The sequence below is a fragment of the Mycobacterium simulans genome (genome assembly GCF_900232995.1).
Classification (GTDB): Bacteria; Actinomycetota; Actinomycetes; order Mycobacteriales; family Mycobacteriaceae; genus Mycobacterium; species Mycobacterium simulans.
Genome location: NZ_OCVX01000005.1, coordinates 575,031 through 591,577, shown reverse-complemented (window position 1 = coordinate 591,577; position 16,547 = coordinate 575,031). Strand labels below are relative to the sequence as shown.

The following is a 16,547-nucleotide window of genomic DNA, read 5'->3' as shown; positions in this document are numbered from 1 at the left end:
TTACTCCTGAGTAAGATAAGTAGCGACGTGTTAGCTAATTCACACCTGGTCGAAGGTGGCTGAGCACCCGTTCGTGCAGTAGGCCGTTGGTGGCCAGCGCGTCACCGCCGTGCGGTCCGGCGGTGCCGTCCAGGCTGGTGAACCGCCCGCCCGCCTCACTCACCAGGATGTCGAGGGCGGCAAGATCCCACAACGACACTTCCGGCTCGGCGGCGATATCGACGGCGCCCTCGGCCACCAGGCAGTACGACAGGAAGTCGCCGTAGGCGCGTACTCGCCATACGGCATCCGTCAGCTCGATGAAGCGTTCGCGCAGGCCCCGCTGTGCCCATCCCGAGAGACTCGAGAACGACAAACTCGCCGAATCCAGCTCTGCCACCGAGGAAACCGATAGGCGGCGTGGCTGTGCTTCATCGACCGATGCGAACGCGCCCCGACCGCGCGCCGCCCACCAACGTCGGCGTAGTGCCGGCGCAGTTACAACGCCGACCGACGGCACACCGTCCTCCAGCAACGCGATCAAACGGGCCCACACCGGCACCCCGCGAACGAAGTTCTTGGTGCCGTCGATCGGGTCGACGATCCACTGCCGTCCGCTGAAGGTGGCCGTTCCGCCGAACTCTTCGCCCAGGACGCTATCGCCGGGCCGGTCGCGGGCGATCACCTGGCGCAAGTCGGCTTCGACCGCTCGATCGGCATCGGTTACCGGGGTCAGATCCGGCTTGGTTTCGATACGAAGGTCCAGCGCACCGAATCGGGCGCGAGTTGCGACGTCCGCGCGGTCGGCCAACGCCAGCGCGAATGTCAGATCGGTCTCAGTCATCTGCACCGCTCCTCCTCATCGCTTTCGCTCTGCATCGTCGCCGGTGCGGCTCATACCCGCAGTCCTACCATGGGCCGCATGTGGGAATTTGCCATACTGATCCTGCTGGTGGCGGTTCTGTTGGTGTTTCTTGCTCCGCGGATCATTCCGCGCGGGCCGCGCGGAGCCCTGGCGAGTGGCACATTGTTGGTGACCGGAGTCAGCTCGCCGCCAGACGGTGTCGGCGAGCAGTACGTCATCATCGCCGGGGTCATCAACGGACCCACCGTGAGTGAGCACGCTGTGTATCAGCGGATGGTCGTCAGCATCGATCGTTGGCCGACGGTGGGCCAACTGCTTCCGGTCGTATATTCGCCGAACAATCCGGACAACTGGAAGTTCGCACCCGAGGAGCCGCCCGAGGAACAGCCCGAGACGTAACGGCGGCGGATCTGGCTCCATGCCAGGCCAATGTTCATGCACCAGAACGATATTCGCGCCAGCTTCTCCGGCCACTTGTCGGGCGAGATCACATAGCGGAACGCGAACATGGTCAGGCCGACGGCGAGCATGCCGTAGACGCCCATTATGGCGGGGTGCCCGTGGTTGGCCGTCAGCGCTGTCCCAATCTGGTAGTAGGACACCACCGGCAGGATGATCGGGAAGCCGAAGAAACCCGCGCCCAGGAAATTCCAGAAGCCCACCGCGACAAGGAACATCACCGCCCAGCGGGTGGGAACGGGTGGCGTCTCCGGACTGCTGGAGCGCTCCCAGTTGCAGGAACGCCCACGCTTCCACGGTCAGGAAGGTCAGTGGGATGACCTCGGCCGCCGACGAGGGCGTTATCGCGCTGGCTAACGCTAGGTCTCGCAGTCGGGTCCTAGGGACCTATGGCACTCGGTTGGGGACCAATGTCCCTGGGAGATTGGGGTTCCAAATCAATAACGTACGAGGTGAGCATTGGGAAAGGAAGACTGCAATGAGCGACATCAATCCGGCTCCGTCAGTCGTCGTCGGTGTCGACGGATCTACGGCGGCAACGCATGCGGCCCTGTGGGCGATCGATGAGGCGGTCAGCCGAGACATCCCGCTGCGCCTCGTATACGTCATCGACTCACTGGACTCTGCCGGCCCAGCAGTTGATGAAGGCTCACACGCAGCTGCTCGTGCAGCGCTGTTCGATGCCTACCGAGCCGTCGAGAACACCGGCAAACCGGTCAAGATCGAAACCGAGATCCTGTGGGGAAGGCCGCTCACCAAGCTGATGCAGGAGTCGAGGTATGCGGTGATGGTCTGTGTCGGGTCTATTGGGCTCAACCATGCCCGCCGCGGCGGGGGTTCCGTCGCGGCGACCCTGGCCGGGTCGGCCATGTGCCCGGTGGCGGTGATCCATCGTCCACCGGGTGGGCCGGCAACCCCCGAGGTCAGCGCGATTGTTGCGGAAGTGGACAATGGTTCTGTGCTGCGACACGCGTTCGAGGAGGCCAGGCTGCGAGAAGTCCCGCTGCGAGCAATCCGCGCACATGTTGCCGAGACACCCGATGATGTCGGTGACGTAAACCGTTTGGCGCAAGCGCAACTGAGCCGCCGGCTGGCCCGTTGGACGAGGCTGTACCCCGACGTGCGGGTCGAGTCGACGGTGGTCCGCGGCAGTATTGGCCGCTATCTGGCCGCCAGCAAGGAAGGCCAGCTTTTCGTGACCGACTCGCGCACCGCGGAGGACCTCTGCGGTGCGTACGGCGCGGGATGCTCGGTACTGACGGTACGTTGCGGCAACCTGTAGGGAGCCAAATACGGGGAGAGGGGCCGGAGAGAAGCGGTGGTAACAGTCTTCTTGGTCGACGATCACGAGGTGGTGCGGCGCGGCCTGATCGACTTGCTCGGCGCGGACCCCGAACTCGATGTTGTTGGTGAGGCCGGCTCGGTTGCTGAAGCAATGGCCCGGATTCCGGCGGCGAGCCCGGATGTGGCGGTACTCGACGTCCGGTTACCCGACGGCAACGGCATCGAACTGTGCCGTGATCTGTTGTCCCGCATGCCTGATCTGCGTTGCCTGATCCTGACGTCGTATACCTCCGACGAGGCGATGCTGGATGCGATCCTCGCCGGCGCCAGCGGTTACGTGGTCAAAGACATCAAGGGCATGGAATTGGCGCGCGCCGTCAAGGAAGTGGGCGCCGGGCGGTCGCTGCTGGACAATCGAGCCGCGGCCGCGCTGATGGCGAAACTGCGGGGCGCGGCCACCGAAAAGCAGGATCCGCTTTCCGGTCTTACCGATCAGGAACGGACACTGCTGAGCTTGCTCAGCGAGGGCCTGACCAACAAGCAGATCGCCGACCGGATGTTCCTGGCCGAAAAGACGGTAAAGAATTACGTATCGCGGCTGCTGGCCAAACTGGGCATGGAGCGGCGGACGCAAGCCGCGGTATTCGCAACGGAATTGAAGCGTTCCCGGCCGCCGGGTGATGGACCATGACGGGAGACGATGGGGCATCAGACGCCGTGGGTCCGCTCCGCCAAACGCTTTCCCAACTGCGTCTGCGCGAGCTTCTCGTTGAGGTTCAGGACCGTGTCGAGCAGATCGTCGAGGGTCGCGACCGCCTCGATGGGCTGCTGGACGCCATGCTGGTGGTTACTTCCGGCCTGGAGCTGGACGCAACCCTGCGCTCGATCGTGCATTCCGCGACCAATCTGGTTGACGCCCGGTACGGCGCCCTGGAAGTGCACGACCGGGACAAACGCGTGCTGCACTTCGTCTACGAGGGAATCGACGAGGAGACCGTCCGTCGTATCGGTCACCTACCCGAGGGCCTAGGTGTCATCGGTCTGCTCATTGACGAACCCAAACCGCTACGGCTGGACGACCTTTCGAGACATCCGGCGTCAGTCGGCTTTCCGGCGCACCATCCGCCGATGCGGACTTTTCTTGGGGTACCGGTTCGGGTGCGCGGCGAATCGTTCGGCACTCTGTACCTGACCGACAAGACCAACGGGCAGCCGTTCAGCGACGACGACGAGGTGCTGGTGCAGGCGCTGGCCGCTGCCGCGGGTATCGCCATCGCGAATGCTCGGCTCTATCAGCAGGCCAAGGCGCGCCAGTCGTGGATCGAGGCCACTCGAGACATCGCCACCGAATTGCTATCCGGAACCGATCCCGCCTCGGTGTTCCGGCTTGTCGCCGCGGAAGCACTGAAACTGACCGCGGCCGACGCGGCCCTCGTGGCCATCCCGATCGGCGAAAACATGCCCGCCGATGAGGTGGCGGAGTTGCTGGTAATTGAAACATTAGGTAGCGCTGTGGTTTCCATTGCCGGGGGGACCATCCCGGTGGCAGGCACCGCGCTTGGAGACGTCTTCGTCAATAGCACCCCGCGACAGGTCGACCGGCTGGAGCTGGTCGGTCTGGACGGGCTGGCCGACCCCGGCGCGGCGTTACTGCTGCCGTTGCAGGCCACCGACACCGTCGCCGGTGTCGTTGTTCTGCTGCGCCAAGGCAGTCCGGGATCGTTCACCGACGAACAACTTGAGATGATGGCCGCATTCGCCGACCAGGCCGCGCTGGCCTGGCAGTTGGCCACCTCGCAGCGCCGGATGCGTGAGCTCGACGTGCTGACCGACCGCGACCGTATTGCGCGTGATCTCCACGACCACGTGATCCAGCGGCTCTTCGCCGTCGGCTTGTCCTTGCAGGGCACCGTTGCGCGGACCCGCGATAGCGAAGTGCAGCAGCGGCTTTCGGAAGCCGTCGATGAGCTGCAGGGTGTCATCCAGGAAATCCGTACCACCATTTTCGACCTTCACGGAACGTCACAGGGCATCACTCGGCTCCGGCAGCGAATCGACGCGGCGGTCGCCCAATTCGGGGACTCGGGGTTGCGCACCACTGTCCAATTTGTCGGGCCATTGTCGGTGATCGGCGGCGCGCTGGCGGACCACGCCGAGGCGGTGGTGCGAGAAGCGGTCAGCAACGCCGTCCGCCACGCGCAGGCCACCACATTGACGGTACGGGTTGCCGTCGACGACAACTTGACCATCGAGGTGATCGACAACGGTCGTGGCATGCCCGAGGAGTTCACCGGTAGTGGCTTGGCGAACCTACGTCGGCGGGCAGAGCAAGCGGGGGGGGTTTTCGCGATCGAGGACATACCCGACGCGGGTGGCACACTGTTGCGTTGGTCAGCTCCGCTGTTGCCATAGCGCGGGCCACTCAACGACGCGGGATAGCGTGCGTCTGGGCGTCGCGGCCAACGGGTCGGCATTGATCGGGGCCCAGCCCACTCGGAGCAGCATCTGGGGGTAACCGCTGGCGCCAAAGACGTCGGCACGGACCGCCTCGCGTGTTTCGGCGATCTCAAGGGGTTCGGTGATGGGGCAGCAGGCCAAACCCATCGCCGTCGCAGTCAGCAGGATGACGCTGGTGGCCTCGCCGGCGCGCAACCGCGCCAACCGGTCGTCGGTCTCGGTGCCCAGTGCCAGGATCGCCGCGCAGTCATCTTCTGGTACAACGCCCGACGGTTGGTCCAGCTTGGGTCCGGCGAAGAGTCGCCCGGGAATCGGGGCGTGCGGGTCAGACGGCGGCGTGCTGCGGGCCGGCACACCGGCCACCGAACCGTAGCGCCCGCTCCACGTGGTCAGCTCCCGAAGGTATTCCTCATTTGTTGCATGGTCCCGAACAGCATGCGCCACAATGCCTTTCATTTTGTCCACGGCATCGACCCGACGTAGCATGACACCACTGCGGGCTGCCCGGGCAACCAGCTGGGCAATATCACCGCCGGCTACCGGCCAGTTACTGTAGGCGCGCCGGTCGGTGCGTCGCCGCGGTATGGCTGCGGCCAGCGCGATGTCGACCTGATCGGGAGTGTGGGGCCGGACCTCGATGGTGGCCAGGTGCCACGGGTTGTCGGGATGGGGAAGGCGACTTACCTTGGCATGCCACCCCATCGACGCCAAAGCGACGACGCAATGATGCAACGCGATGCCGCAGCTGATGATCAGGTCGCGCCCGTCCGGATCGGTTTTCTGCAGCTGCATGTCCGGTTCGCAGAACAGGTCCAGGCTCGTAGCGTTCACCCGCCAACGCCACGGTTGCGTGTTGTGGATCGAGGGCGCACGAGTGGCCAGAGTGAGTACCGTGCGGAGGGTGCCAGCGTCCGGGAAATCGGCGTTCATCTCTGCCTTTCTGGTCGGGCAAGCCCTCCTATCGATGATTGCGGCCATACTTCAGGATCGTCCGTCAACGCTCGCGGCGGCAGAGGACGAAGCCCCCGGCAGCACAGGACCTTTGGCCCTGCCACACCCGGTCCTGCCGGCGGATAGTGGTACTGCAAGTAGCAGATAACTTGGGAAGGTCCTGGGAAGGGCACAGATCATGAACCACCTGACGCCACTGGATGCCGGGTTCCTCAAAGCGGAGGACGCCGATCGCCGGGTAAGTATGGCGATCGGCGGGCTTGCGCTCATCGAAGGCCCGGTGCCTGACCAAGACACGCTGGTGTCGGCATTCGCGCAACGGATGCGCGCGTGTCCTCGCTTGAGGCAGCGGCTACGGCTGCGCCCATTCGACCTCGGTGCGCCCGAGTGGGTGGACGATCCTGGATTCGACATCGCCCGGCATGTGCGCCGCGTTGCGCTGCCGCATCCCGGCGACGACCGAGAGCTGTTCCGGTTGATTGCCGACGTGATGGCGCGGCGTTTGGACCGGAATCGTCCGCTATGGGAAATCTGGGTTATCGAAGGCCTCAGCAAGGGCCTCGACGGGGACCGCTGGGCCATGCTGACCAAGGTTCACCATTGCATGGCCGATGGAATTGCGATCACCCATATGCTCGCCGGCTTGTCCGATGACGGGGTCAGCGACAGCTTCGCGCACCACATTCGCGCCGCCGGAGAGCCGAGTGGAGCGGCATCGGGTCCATGGGGTGTGCTTGGCGGCCTGTGGAAGACGTCGGTGGCCGTCGTGGCAGGCGCGTTCCACGCGGTCCAGGGTGCTGGCGAGGTCGCCGCCGGCCTATTGAGCCCGGCCGCGTCGCCGCTGAATGGACCGATCGGCGATCTGCGTCGTTACAGCGGCGCGCGGGTCCCGCTGGCTGACATCGAATTGGTCTGCCAGACGTTCGGCGTCACCGTCAATGACGTTGCGCTTGCCGCGATTACGGAGAGCTTTCGCAACGTCATGGTGGCGCGGGGACAGCGACCCAGAGCCGATTCGTTGCGCACTTTGGTGCCGGTGTCCGTGCGTTCGGCCGACGCGTTCGACAAGGCTGATAACCGGGTGTCGGTGATGCTGCCGGACTTGCCGGTTGACGAAGAGAACGCAGTGCAGCGACTGCGCACGGTGCACGCGCGATTGCGTCGGGCCAAGGCTGGAGGTCAGCGCCAGGCAGGAAATGCGTTTGTATCCATTGCGAATCGTGTTCCGTTTGTGCTTACCGCATGGGCGATCGGGGTGCTGACTCGTTTGCCGCAGCGTGGTGTCGTGACCGTGGCGACGAATGTGCCTGGCCCGCGCCGGCCGCTGCGAGTCATGGGCAGGCGGGTGCTTGGCGTGTACCCGATCCCGCCAATCGCGATGCAGCTGCGGACCGGTGTTGCGATGCTCAGCTACGCCGACGACCTGTTCTTCGGAATCCTCGCCGACTACGACGTGGTGGCCGACGTCGACGAGCTGGCCCGGGGAATCGAGGCCGCGGTAGCGCGGCTGGTGGCGATCAGCAAGCGGCGCAAGGCGTCTCGCACTCGCGGACCGCTGTCGTTGGTTGTGTGATGATGGGTGATTTGACCGACCGTGCCGACGTTGAGGCGTTGCTGCGCCGCTTTTACAACCGGGCATTGGTGGACGATGTCCTGGTCGAGCCGTTCGCGCCTGTGCGAGAAATCGGATTGGATGCACATATTCCAACGATGTGCGACTTTTGGGAGACTGTGTTATTTCGGGCCGGACGCTACCCCGGAAACCAGCGCCGCAACGCGCTAACGGCTCACCGAGCGGTTCACCAGCGGACTCCGCTGACCGATCGCCACTTTGCCCGGTGGCTGACCATCTGGCATAGCACGGTCGACGAGATGTATCGCGGACCGGTTGCCGAGCGCGCGAAGGTCCAGGCCATTAGGATTGCCGGCGCTCTGGAGCGCCGGCTGACTGGCCGTGCAGGTGTCAGGTAGCGGTCTCGTTGCTGTCTGGCTCCGGGCCGAACTTGAAATGGCGGCCGGTGATTTCGGAAGGGGTTACCCGCACGTAGTGATTTTTGAGAGTCGCGGTCCATGGCATTAGCTGTGCGCGTTCGGCTTTCTGGATCTCGGCGTCGGTCTTCAGGATGTGGGCGCGTCCCCTGACGATTACGCTCCAGCCTTCGGCGACGTTATGATCGTCCGCCTCGAATACCACAGTTTTGCTTGCGACGGCCGAAAATAGCTTGGTGCCCTCGGCAGTTCGAAACAGTACGGTCCGGTCTTGCACGACAAAGTTGACCGGGAAAATTTCGGGCTCACCGGCGAAGGTGGTAACCAGCCGTCCCAGGGTGACGCCGCTCAGTCGCTGCCAACTTTCGTCTTCGGATAGGACAGCAACTGGCTCGTCGGTCATGGGATTAGCCTTTCACTTAACGAATCTCGAGGACAGTGTGCAACGGGCGCCGCGGTGTCGGGGCGGGAAGTTCTTCTAATGGTGGGGAAATTCCAACGCGGATCAAGACCTGGGGCTGGCCACGCTGACCGGTCAGGCCTCGCACGATGTCGCGACTCTGGCTCGATTCGATCAGGTGGGTCAAGATACAGGTCGCCATGCCGGACATCGTGCACTCGAGTAAGACGGTGGATAGCATTTCGCCACAACGCAATACGTCGGTCCTGGTGTCCTCGGATGTCGATAGCGCAAGGATTTTCGAGTAGTCGGACGTGATTTCCTTGCGCCGATCCTGGTGGCTGCGGACTGGGAAGTCCCGGCCCACGTCAACCCGGCGGCGTTCTGCCTTCGAAGGCAGGGTTCCCGGCGGCACACCTTGAGCCAGTGCGAATGGCGAAGTCCACCACTCGAGTTCGGCGTGATAGGACGAGTCGTCACGTCGCAGGGCTTCACTGAGTTGCGACGCCTCTGCTAATCGCGGCCGTAGATCATCGGGGAGGACCTCCAGCATGGCAACGCTGCCATCGACGGTGCTACGCAGTACCGGTTCGAACCGATCCCAGAACGTGGGACGGTCAAAGGGAAGTCGATCGGTTCGGCGCTGCAGGATCGCCCGAGCACGGTTTCGCTGCGTTGCCGTGACGTGATCGGCGGGCCTGAATTCGATTGTCGCCAGATGGTCGGGGTTGTTCGGGTTGGGGAAGCGCGTGATACTGGCCTGCCAGCGTGCGGCAAACATGGCGATGCGAAGGTGATCGAGTACAGCGCCACAACTGAGGATCGCTTCCCGGCCGGAATGATCGGTGGCCGGGACGGTTCGGCGACGGTCGACGAACAGGTGGACACCGCCTTTTTCCGACACCCATCGCCAGGGTTGGCTGTTGTGCACTGACGGCGCCCGACAGGCCAGCTGGACTGCGTTCTTGAGAACCATAATGTCCACGTTGCTAACGGTATAGAAGTTTGACGCGGGGCTGAAGGGCCGTTGGTCATCTCGGCCAAACCCCTTGCATCACTTTAGTTTCAGTGGTTTCAGCGCGGGGATTTCTGTCGGTGGGTGCTCATAGTATGCAGGCATGGGTTCGGGTACGCGTGAGGAGATCGTTGAGGTCTTCGACGCGCTCGATGCCGGGCTGGATCGGTTGTGCGGGTTGACGTTCGAGGTGTTGACCACCCCGGAACGATTAGCGTTGCTGGAACGACTGGAACGGATCGCACGGCGGCTGCCGGTGCCCGGGCACGCGCTGATCAACCAGCTCGCCGAACAATCCAGCGAGGAAGAGCTGGGCGGAAGGTTGCCTGCGGCGTTGGCCGACCGGCTGCGCATCACCCGCGCCGAGGCCGGCCGGCGGGTGGCCGAAGCGCAGGATCTGGGGGAGCGGCGGGCGTTGACCGGTGAGCCGTTGCCGGCGCGGCTGTCCGCTACCGCTAAGGCGCAGCGGGATGGGCTGCTCGGCCAGGGACACGTGCATGAGATCCGCAGCTTCTTTAAGCGGTTGCCCGACGCGGTGGACCTGTTCACCCGCGAAGCGGCCGAAGCCGACCTGGCACACAAGGCCAGCCAGTATCGGCCCGACCAGGTGGCCAAATACGCCCGGGTGCTCATGGATTGCCTCAACCCCGATGGCAACTACAGCGACGACGACCGGGCACGGCGGCGCGGGATCAGCATCGGCAATCAGGAATTCGACGGCATGTCACGCATTAGCGGCCTGCTCACCCCGGAGCTGCGGGCCAGCCTGGAAGCTGTGTTGGCCAAGCTGGCCGCCCCGGGCATGTGTAACCCGGCAGATGAGATTCCGACGGTTGACGGGGAAGCGTCGCCGGAGGCGGTGCGCCGCGACACCCGCAGCGAGGCCCAGCGTCAGCACGACGGACTGCTGACCGGGTTGCGCGGGTTGCTGGCCTCAGGGAAGCTGGGTCAGCACAACGGGCTGCCGGCTTCGATCATTGTGACCACCACGCTGCAAGAGTTGGAGGCCGCCGCCGGCCGGGGCCTGACCGGTGGCGGCACCCTGCTGCCCATGTCCGAGGTGATCCGCCTGGCCCGCCACGCCCACCACTACTTGGCCATTTTCGACCACGGCACAGCGGTCGCGTTGTATCACACGAAGCGGCTGGCCTCTCCGGGTCAGCGAATTGTCTTGTACGCCAAGGAGCGTGGCTGCACGGCACCGGGCTGCGATGTGTCGGGGTATTACTGCGAGGTGCATCATTGCACACCCTATGCCCAGTGCGGTACCACCGACGTCAGCGACCTCACCTTCGCCTGCGGCAGCCATCACCCACTGGCCGAAACGGGTTGGACCACCCGCAAAAACGCCAACGGCGACACCGAGTGGATTCCGCCTCCGCACCTCGACTATGGGCAGCCTCGCATCAACGGGTTTCACCATCCGGAACGACTTTTGTGCGACAACGATGAAGACGATGGCGACTGTCTGGCATTCTGAACGTATGGCAGGCAAGGAAATCGATCGGATCCGGGCGAAGAGCGCGCTCGAGGTGATCAAGCAGCACCCGCTACTGGTGCTCTTCGCGCTGTCGCCCGCGATCGCGGTATTGGGTGTCATCTGGTGGCTCGCCGGCGCTGGCTGGGCGATCGCGGCGGCGCTCGTGCTGCTGGTCGCTGGCGGAGCCCTCGTCGTGCTCAAACGCTGACAGCGCCATCATGCGTTCCTGGTGGGGTTGGGGCACCGTCGAGGACGCGCTGTCCGAGCAGGAGACGCGAGACCTGGAGTCACGAGTCGCCACGCTGTTGCCCGGCCATGACCTAACCGACCATCGGCCCCCGAATCCGAACGAGCTCGGTTTGGTCGCGCCGCGGATTGCCCCGCCGCCGTCGCTAGCCGCGATCTGTTCCGCCGACCCGGTCGATCGGGCAGCACACGCGCGCGGCAAGGCCTTTCGCGACGTCGCTCGCAACTTACAGGGCCACCTCGACCACCTGCCCGACCTGATCCTGCGGCCGCGCCGCGAACAAGACGTCGTCGACGTGCTCGATTGGTGTACGCGTGAGGGGATTCCGGCGATCCCCTACGGCGGTGGCAGCTCAGTCGTCGGCGGCGTGGAGCCACGCTTCGACGGGCCGGCGGTCACCGTGGACGTCTCCGTCATGAGCGCGGTCCTCGAGATCGACCAGGTCAGCCGGGCCGCGCGCATCCAGGCGGGGGCGCTTGGGCCGTGGATCGAGCAACAATTGCGCCCGCATGATCTGACCTTGCGGCATTTTCCGCAGTCGTTTGCGTTCTCCAGCCTGGGTGGGTGGTTGGCCACCCGTGCCGGCGGACACTTCGCCACGCTCTACACGCACATTGACGACCTCACCGAATCGCTGCGGGTCGTTACCCCGGCCGGGGTCAGCGAATCTCGGCGGCTGCCGGGCTCCGGCGCCGGACCGTCGTCGGACCGGTTGTTCCTCGGCTCCGAGGGCGCGCTCGGCATCATTACCGAGGCGTGGATGCGGTTGCAGGACCGGCCGCGGTGGCAGGTCACGGCGTCGGTGGCATTCGAGGATTGGGCCGCTGCGGTCGCCGCGACCCGCATGATCGCGCAGGCCGGGCTTTTCCCGGCTAATTGCCGGCTGCTGGACCCGGCCGAGGCGTTCCTCAACGCCGGTACGCCGGTAGCCGGTGGGTTGCTGGTACTGGCTTTCGAATCGGCTGACCACCCAATAGACCCCTGGCTCAACCGAGCTGTGGAGATCGCCGTCGAACATGGCGGCACTGTCACCGCACGACGCAGCCGCGAAACCGAAAGTGATACAACCGAAGACGATGCTTCCGACGCGTCCAAAACCTGGCGGTCGGCGTTCTTGCGGATGCCTTACCAACGAGATGCGTTGGCGCGCCGCGCAATCATCGCAGAAACATTCGAAACCGCGTGCACCTGGGACGGATTCGACACCCTGCATGCCGCGGTGATGGATGCCGCGCGGGCAGCGATCGAGCGGGTCTGCGGAACCGGTGTGGTGACCTGCCGGTTCACCCACGTTTACCCCGACGGTCCGGCCCCGTACTACGGCGTTTACGCCGGCGGGCGGTGGGGCTCCCTTGACGCGCAGTGGGACGAGATCAAGGCCGCCGTTTCGGAAGCGATCAGCGCAACCGGCGGCACCATCACCCACCACCACGCCGTCGGCCGCGACCACCGCCCCTGGTACGACCGGCAGCGCCCCGACCCGTTCGCGGCCGCGCTGCGGGCGGTGAAGTCCGAACTGGACCCCGCCGGGATTCTCAACCCCGGGGTGCTTCTCGACTAGATGACCGCGACGGATCAGCCGTGCCCGATGCGCAGCAGCTCGGCCAGGTTCGGCAGTTTCACGCGCGGACGGCCGTGCGGTTCCCCGGCCGCGCGCTCAAACTTGTCGATGTTTTGCCAGTGCGCCGACGTGACCAGCTTCGGCTGGCGTGAGGCCAGCCAGTCGGTGAGCTTGTCGGCATGGTCCTCCGGGAAATCTGCGAGCTGGGCGTTGGCAAGATCGCCGAGCAAGGTGTCGACGGTGTCTTGGGAGTCCTTCTTGTTGGTGCCGATCACACCCGTCGGTCCGCGCTTGATCCATCCCACGACGTATTCGTTGCGACGGCCATCCACTCGGCCGTCGGTGTTGGGGATGGTCCCACGTTTGTCGTCGAACGGTAGCCCGGGAGTTGGCACACCGCGGTAGCCGACGGACCGCACGATCAACTGGGCCGGCAACTCTTCGCGCTTGCCGGTGTCCTTGGCCGATACCCACCCGCTGTCGTCGGTAACCAGTTCGTTGCGGCCGAGCACGATCCGCTCAACTTTGCCGTCCCCCTTGATCTCGATGGGAGATGTCAAGAACCGGAACACCATTCGACGGTGTCCTGGGCGGGGTTCGCGGACTGCATAGTCGCGTAGCACCTTGATGTTCTGCTTGCAGACCTTGCCCACCGCTGCCGCATCCTCGTCGGTAATGCCGTCGAGCTCGGCCGGGTCGACCACCACGTCAACCCCTTCCAGGTCAGCCAGCTCGCGCAACTCCAGCGTGGTGAATGCCGTCTGCAGCGGGCCGCGCCGGCCGATGATCACCACTTCTTCCACGCCGCGCGGGCGTAGCGATTCCAACGCGTGATCGGCGATATCGGTGCGTGAGAGCTCATCGGGGTCGGTGACCAGAATGCGTGCGACGTCGAGTGCGACGTTGCCATTGCCGACGACAACTGCGCGACCGCCAGACAAGTTCGGCGACATCTGCTCAAAGTGTGGGTGTGCGTTGTACCAGCCGACGAAATCGACCGCCGCGATGCTGCCCGGCAGATCCTCACCCGGAATGTTCAGCGCGCGATCCGACTGCGCGCCGACGGCGTAGATCACGGCGTCGTAGTGTTCGGCGAGTTCAGCGGCCTCTACGTGTTCGCCCACGATCACGTTGCCGTAGAAACGGAAGCGCGGATCTTCGGCGGTCTTTTCGAATTGCTTGCTGATCGATTTGATCTTGGGGTGATCGGGTGCCACGCCGGAGCGCACCAGACCCCAGGGCGTCGGCAACATCTCCAGCATGTCGACGGCCACATCGATCTCGTCGGAACTGTCGGCGGCCTTCAGCAAAGACGCCGCGGCGAAAAACCCGGACGGCCCGGAGCCGACGATGGCTATGTGGTATGGACGCAATTCGTTAGCCTTCTGTTCGTGCCCGGCTGCGCGCGAGGGGCTGAGCATCGCAGTCGCGGGGTGCACATGATGGTGATCTGATGCTAATCGCTGATGACGGTAACGTGGGCGGCTGTGGAACCTGACCGTCAAGCCGACATCGCCGCCCTTGACTCCACCCTTACCACAGTGGAGCGGGTGCTCGACGTCGACGGTCTGAAGAGCCGCATCGAGAAGCTCGAGCATGAGGCGTCCGATCCGAAACTGTGGGACGACCAGGCTCGCGCGCAACGCGTGACCAGCGAGTTGTCCCACACTCAGGGCGAGCTGCGGCGCATCGAAGAATTGCGCCGCCGCCTCGATGACCTGCCTGTGCTCTACGAGCTCGCTGCAGAGGAAGAAGGCGCAGCAGCCGACGAGGCGCTCGCCGAGGCCGACGCCGAACTCAAGGCGCTGCGCGCCGACATCGAGGCCACCGAGGTGCGCACGCTGCTGTCGGGCGAATACGACGAGCGTGAGGCGCTAGTCACGATCCGTTCCGGCGCGGGCGGGGTCGATGCCGCCGACTGGGCCGAGATGCTGATGCGGATGTATATCCGCTGGGCGGAACAGCACAAGTACGGCGTGGAAGTGTTCGACACCTCCTATGCGGAAGAAGCCGGGATCAAAAGCGCCACATTCGCCGTCCACGCGCCGTTTGCCTACGGCACATTGTCCGTCGAGCAAGGCACCCACCGGCTCGTGCGAATCAGCCCATTCGACAACCAGAGCCGACGGCAGACCTCGTTCGCCGAAGTCGAGGTACTGCCCGTCGTGGAGACCACCGACCACATCGATATCCCGGAGGGCGATATCCGGGTCGACGTCTACCGATCCAGCGGGCCCGGCGGTCAATCGGTGAACACCACCGACTCCGCGGTTCGTTTAACCCACATCCCGACGGGTATTGTCGTGACTTGTCAGAACGAGAAGTCGCAGCTACAAAACAAGGTGGCGGCGATGCGGGTGCTTCAAGCAAAGTTGTTGGAGCGCAAGCGTTTAGAAGAGCGCGCCGAGTTGGATGCCTTGAAAGGCGAAGGCGGTAGCTCTTGGGGTAACCAGATGCGGTCCTACGTGCTGCACCCCTACCAGATGGTCAAGGACCTGCGCACCGAGTACGAGGTGGGCAATCCGGCGGCCGTTCTGGACGGAGACATCGACGGGTTCCTGGAAGCGGGCATCCGGTGGCGCAACCGAAAAGATGACGACTAACGCAGGCGTTCTTGCCGTAGCTGGGGCCTTCTGGGGGGCTTCCTGGCCGCAGCGCTGGCACGACTTCTGGCGTGGACAGATCGGCGAATGGATCATCACCAGGGGTCTGCGCATTGTCATGCTGCTCATCGCGGCGGTGCTGGCGGCCCGCTTCGTCAATTGGGTGGCGCAACGAGTGACCAAGCAGCTCGACATCGGCTTTGCTGAAAGTGATGCATTGGTTCGCTCGGAGGCAACCAAGCACCGCCAGGCCGTTGCGTCGGTGATCTCCTGGGTATCGATCGTCATCATCGCGATCGTGGTCATCATGCAGATCGGCGACGTCCTGCAATTTTCGGTGGGTGGGCTGATCGCGCCGGCCACCGTGCTGGGCGCGGCGCTGGGTTTCGGTGCCCAACAGCTGGTCAAAGACCTGCTCGCTGGCTTCTTCATCATCGCCGAGCGGCAATACGGCTTCGGAGACCTCGTCAAGCTCACCATTCAGGGGTCGACGACGGATGCGACCGGCACCGTCGAGAACGTGACGTTGCGGGTCACCAAATTGCGTTCCCCTGACGGCGAGGTGTTCACCGTTCCGAACGGCCAGATCGTCAAATCGGTCAATCTCAGCAAGGACTGGGCACGCGCGGTGGTGGACATCCCGGTCTCAACCAGCGCCGACCTCAACCGGGTCAACGAGGTCTTGCACCAGGAATGCGAGCACGCCCGTGACAATGCGGCGTTGGGGGAGCTGCTGCTGGACGCGCCCACGGTGATGGGGGTGGAACGCATCGAAATCGACACCGTCACATTGCGGCTGGTGGCCCGTACGCTGCCCGGCAAGCAGTTTGAGGCCGGTCGACAGTTGCGAGTGCTGGTCATCCGCGCACTTGCCCGCGCCGGTATCGTGACCGCGGCCGAGGCGAGGGTGGCTGTTGTTGACGATCCCGCGGTGCAGCAGGGGTGAAGTTCACGCTGAACCTCCTTAACAAGCGTCGCGAAGACGTGAAACGGCGCTGGCCGACCCACCTGTTTGGGGGGCGGGTTCGCACCTCGACCCTGGCGTTGATTGTTGCGTTCCTCGCAGTGTGGTGGGTTTACGAGACCTACCGCCCGCAAGAGCCGCCGCCCCGCAACACCACGCCACCCGCTCAGGTGGTGCCGCCGGGTTTCGTGCCCGACCCCAACTACACCTGGGTGCCCCGCACCCGAGTGGAGCAGCCGGCACCCCCAATGACGAGGATCCCGACCACGACAACGTCGCCCCCACCCACCACC

The 16,547-nt window shown here is 64.5% G+C and carries 16 protein-coding genes and 2 pseudogenes; 12 read left to right on the top strand and 6 right to left on the bottom strand.

Annotated elements, in window-relative coordinates; genetic code table 11:
- Positions 1-34 precede the first annotated feature (34 nt).
- The gene (gene hisN / locus MSIMFI_RS21345) at positions 35-823 is read right to left on the bottom strand and encodes a histidinol-phosphatase (RefSeq protein ID WP_191499012.1); all 789 of its coding nucleotides are present in this window, start codon (positions 821-823) and stop codon (positions 35-37) included.
- A gap of 78 nt (positions 824-901) precedes the next feature.
- On the opposite strand from hisN, the gene MSIMFI_RS21340 reads away from it, so the two are divergent.
- Complete coding sequence (locus MSIMFI_RS21340) at positions 902-1,243, top strand: hypothetical protein (protein ID WP_396820519.1); 342 nt, start codon at positions 902-904, stop codon at positions 1,241-1,243.
- 17 nt (positions 1,244-1,260) lie between these two features.
- Here the strand turns inward: MSIMFI_RS21340 and MSIMFI_RS21335 are convergent.
- Positions 1,261-1,636: pseudogene (locus MSIMFI_RS21335) on the bottom strand (cbb3-type cytochrome c oxidase subunit I); the annotation flags it as partial.
- A gap of 145 nt (positions 1,637-1,781) precedes the next feature.
- Between MSIMFI_RS21335 and MSIMFI_RS21330 the strand changes: the two are divergent.
- Genes MSIMFI_RS21330 through dosS form a run of 3 tightly spaced genes read left to right on the top strand, consistent with a single transcriptional unit; the run spans position 1,782 to position 4,999 of the window.
- A complete protein-coding gene (locus MSIMFI_RS21330; protein ID WP_191499010.1) occupies positions 1,782-2,585 on the top strand; it encodes a universal stress protein in 804 nt (267 codons plus the stop codon).
- A 36-nt stretch (positions 2,586-2,621) separates the two neighbouring features.
- Positions 2,622-3,278, top strand: coding sequence for a hypoxia response regulator transcription factor DosR/DevR (dosR, locus tag MSIMFI_RS21325; protein ID WP_191499009.1), 657 nt, complete (start codon positions 2,622-2,624; stop codon positions 3,276-3,278).
- On the top strand, positions 3,275-4,999 hold the full coding sequence (gene dosS / locus MSIMFI_RS21320) for a hypoxia sensor histidine kinase DosS/DevS (protein ID WP_191499008.1): 1,725 nt from the start codon (positions 3,275-3,277) through the stop codon (positions 4,997-4,999). Before dosR ends, dosS begins: the two co-directional genes overlap by 4 nt.
- Here dosS and MSIMFI_RS21315 read toward each other — a convergent pair.
- A complete protein-coding gene (locus MSIMFI_RS21315) occupies positions 4,979-5,974 on the bottom strand; it encodes an Acg family FMN-binding oxidoreductase (protein WP_191499007.1) in 996 nt (331 codons plus the stop codon). The genes dosS and MSIMFI_RS21315 overlap by 21 nt on opposite strands.
- A gap of 199 nt (positions 5,975-6,173) precedes the next feature.
- Between MSIMFI_RS21315 and MSIMFI_RS21310 the strand changes: the two genes are divergently transcribed.
- Positions 6,174-7,568: a WS/DGAT/MGAT family O-acyltransferase gene (locus MSIMFI_RS21310; RefSeq protein WP_191499006.1), complete on the top strand. Its 1,395-nt coding sequence runs from the start codon at positions 6,174-6,176 to the stop codon at positions 7,566-7,568.
- A 2-nt stretch (positions 7,569-7,570) separates the two neighbouring features.
- Positions 7,571-7,966: a group III truncated hemoglobin gene (locus MSIMFI_RS21305; protein WP_191499005.1), complete on the top strand. Its 396-nt coding sequence runs from the start codon at positions 7,571-7,573 to the stop codon at positions 7,964-7,966.
- Here the strand turns inward: MSIMFI_RS21305 and MSIMFI_RS21300 are convergent.
- Together MSIMFI_RS21300 and MSIMFI_RS21295 are read right to left on the bottom strand one after the other, a co-directional pair.
- Positions 7,959-8,387, bottom strand: coding sequence for a pyridoxamine 5'-phosphate oxidase family protein (locus MSIMFI_RS21300; RefSeq protein ID WP_191499004.1), 429 nt, complete (start codon positions 8,385-8,387; stop codon positions 7,959-7,961). The genes MSIMFI_RS21305 and MSIMFI_RS21300 overlap by 8 nt on opposite strands.
- Before the next feature lie 16 nt (positions 8,388-8,403).
- Positions 8,404-9,360, bottom strand: a complete 957-nt coding sequence (locus tag MSIMFI_RS21295) for an Acg family FMN-binding oxidoreductase (protein ID WP_191499120.1) — start codon at positions 9,358-9,360, stop codon at positions 8,404-8,406.
- Between the two features lie 142 nt (positions 9,361-9,502).
- On the opposite strand from MSIMFI_RS21295, the gene MSIMFI_RS21290 reads away from it, so the two are divergent.
- From MSIMFI_RS21290 to MSIMFI_RS21280, 3 genes are read left to right on the top strand one after another with little or no spacing between them, the layout of a single operon-like run.
- On the top strand, positions 9,503-10,879 hold the full coding sequence (locus MSIMFI_RS21290) for an HNH endonuclease signature motif containing protein (protein WP_191499003.1): 1,377 nt from the start codon (positions 9,503-9,505) through the stop codon (positions 10,877-10,879).
- Between the two features lie 4 nt (positions 10,880-10,883).
- Positions 10,884-11,087: a hypothetical protein gene (locus tag MSIMFI_RS21285; protein ID WP_186242090.1), complete on the top strand. Its 204-nt coding sequence runs from the start codon at positions 10,884-10,886 to the stop codon at positions 11,085-11,087.
- A gap of 10 nt (positions 11,088-11,097) precedes the next feature.
- Entirely contained in the window at positions 11,098-12,687 is a 1,590-nt protein-coding gene (locus tag MSIMFI_RS21280; RefSeq protein WP_191499002.1) for an FAD-binding oxidoreductase, read from the top strand.
- A gap of 14 nt (positions 12,688-12,701) precedes the next feature.
- Here the strand turns inward: MSIMFI_RS21280 and MSIMFI_RS21275 are convergent, their stop codons facing one another.
- Positions 12,702-14,060 carry an FAD-dependent oxidoreductase gene (locus MSIMFI_RS21275; RefSeq protein WP_191499119.1) on the bottom strand — a complete coding sequence of 453 codons (1,359 nt, stop codon included), beginning with the start codon at positions 14,058-14,060 and terminating at the stop codon, positions 12,702-12,704.
- Positions 14,061-14,174: 114 nt separating this feature from the next.
- Here MSIMFI_RS21275 and prfB point away from each other — a divergent pair, with 114 nt between their 5' ends.
- The 3 genes and pseudogenes from prfB to MSIMFI_RS28415 all read left to right on the top strand — a co-directional run.
- On the top strand, positions 14,175-15,290 hold the full coding sequence (prfB, locus tag MSIMFI_RS21270; RefSeq protein ID WP_191499118.1) for a peptide chain release factor 2: 1,116 nt from the start codon (positions 14,175-14,177) through the stop codon (positions 15,288-15,290).
- Positions 15,280-16,236 (top strand): mechanosensitive ion channel family protein, encoded by a 957-nt coding sequence (locus MSIMFI_RS21265; RefSeq protein WP_191499001.1) that lies wholly within the window; start codon positions 15,280-15,282, stop codon positions 16,234-16,236. Before prfB ends, MSIMFI_RS21265 begins: the two co-directional genes overlap by 11 nt.
- A pseudogene (locus MSIMFI_RS28415) lies at positions 16,233-16,547 on the top strand (hypothetical protein); the annotation flags it as partial. The gene MSIMFI_RS21265 and the pseudogene MSIMFI_RS28415, both read left to right, overlap by 4 nt.

Coding starts and splice junctions, on each gene's coding strand:
- MSIMFI_RS21290 (WP_191499003.1), top strand. CDS start 9,503: ATGGGTTCGGGTACGCGTGAGGAGATCGTTGAGGTCTTCGACGCGCTC.
- MSIMFI_RS21330 (WP_191499010.1), top strand. CDS start 1,782: ATGAGCGACATCAATCCGGCTCCGTCAGTCGTCGTCGGTGTCGACGGA.
- MSIMFI_RS21265 (WP_191499001.1), top strand. CDS start 15,280: ATGACGACTAACGCAGGCGTTCTTGCCGTAGCTGGGGCCTTCTGGGGG.
- MSIMFI_RS21340 (WP_396820519.1), top strand. CDS start 902: ATGTGGGAATTTGCCATACTGATCCTGCTGGTGGCGGTTCTGTTGGTG.
- MSIMFI_RS21280 (WP_191499002.1), top strand. CDS start 11,098: ATGCGTTCCTGGTGGGGTTGGGGCACCGTCGAGGACGCGCTGTCCGAG.
- MSIMFI_RS21285 (WP_186242090.1), top strand. CDS start 10,884: ATGGCAGGCAAGGAAATCGATCGGATCCGGGCGAAGAGCGCGCTCGAG.
- dosS (WP_191499008.1), top strand. CDS start 3,275: ATGACGGGAGACGATGGGGCATCAGACGCCGTGGGTCCGCTCCGCCAA.
- MSIMFI_RS21315 (WP_191499007.1), bottom strand. CDS start 5,974: ATGAACGCCGATTTCCCGGACGCTGGCACCCTCCGCACGGTACTCACT.
- MSIMFI_RS21300 (WP_191499004.1), bottom strand. CDS start 8,387: ATGACCGACGAGCCAGTTGCTGTCCTATCCGAAGACGAAAGTTGGCAG.
- MSIMFI_RS21305 (WP_191499005.1), top strand. CDS start 7,571: ATGGGTGATTTGACCGACCGTGCCGACGTTGAGGCGTTGCTGCGCCGC.
- MSIMFI_RS21295 (WP_191499120.1), bottom strand. CDS start 9,360: ATGGTTCTCAAGAACGCAGTCCAGCTGGCCTGTCGGGCGCCGTCAGTG.
- hisN (WP_191499012.1), bottom strand. CDS start 823: ATGACTGAGACCGATCTGACATTCGCGCTGGCGTTGGCCGACCGCGCG.
- MSIMFI_RS21310 (WP_191499006.1), top strand. CDS start 6,174: ATGAACCACCTGACGCCACTGGATGCCGGGTTCCTCAAAGCGGAGGAC.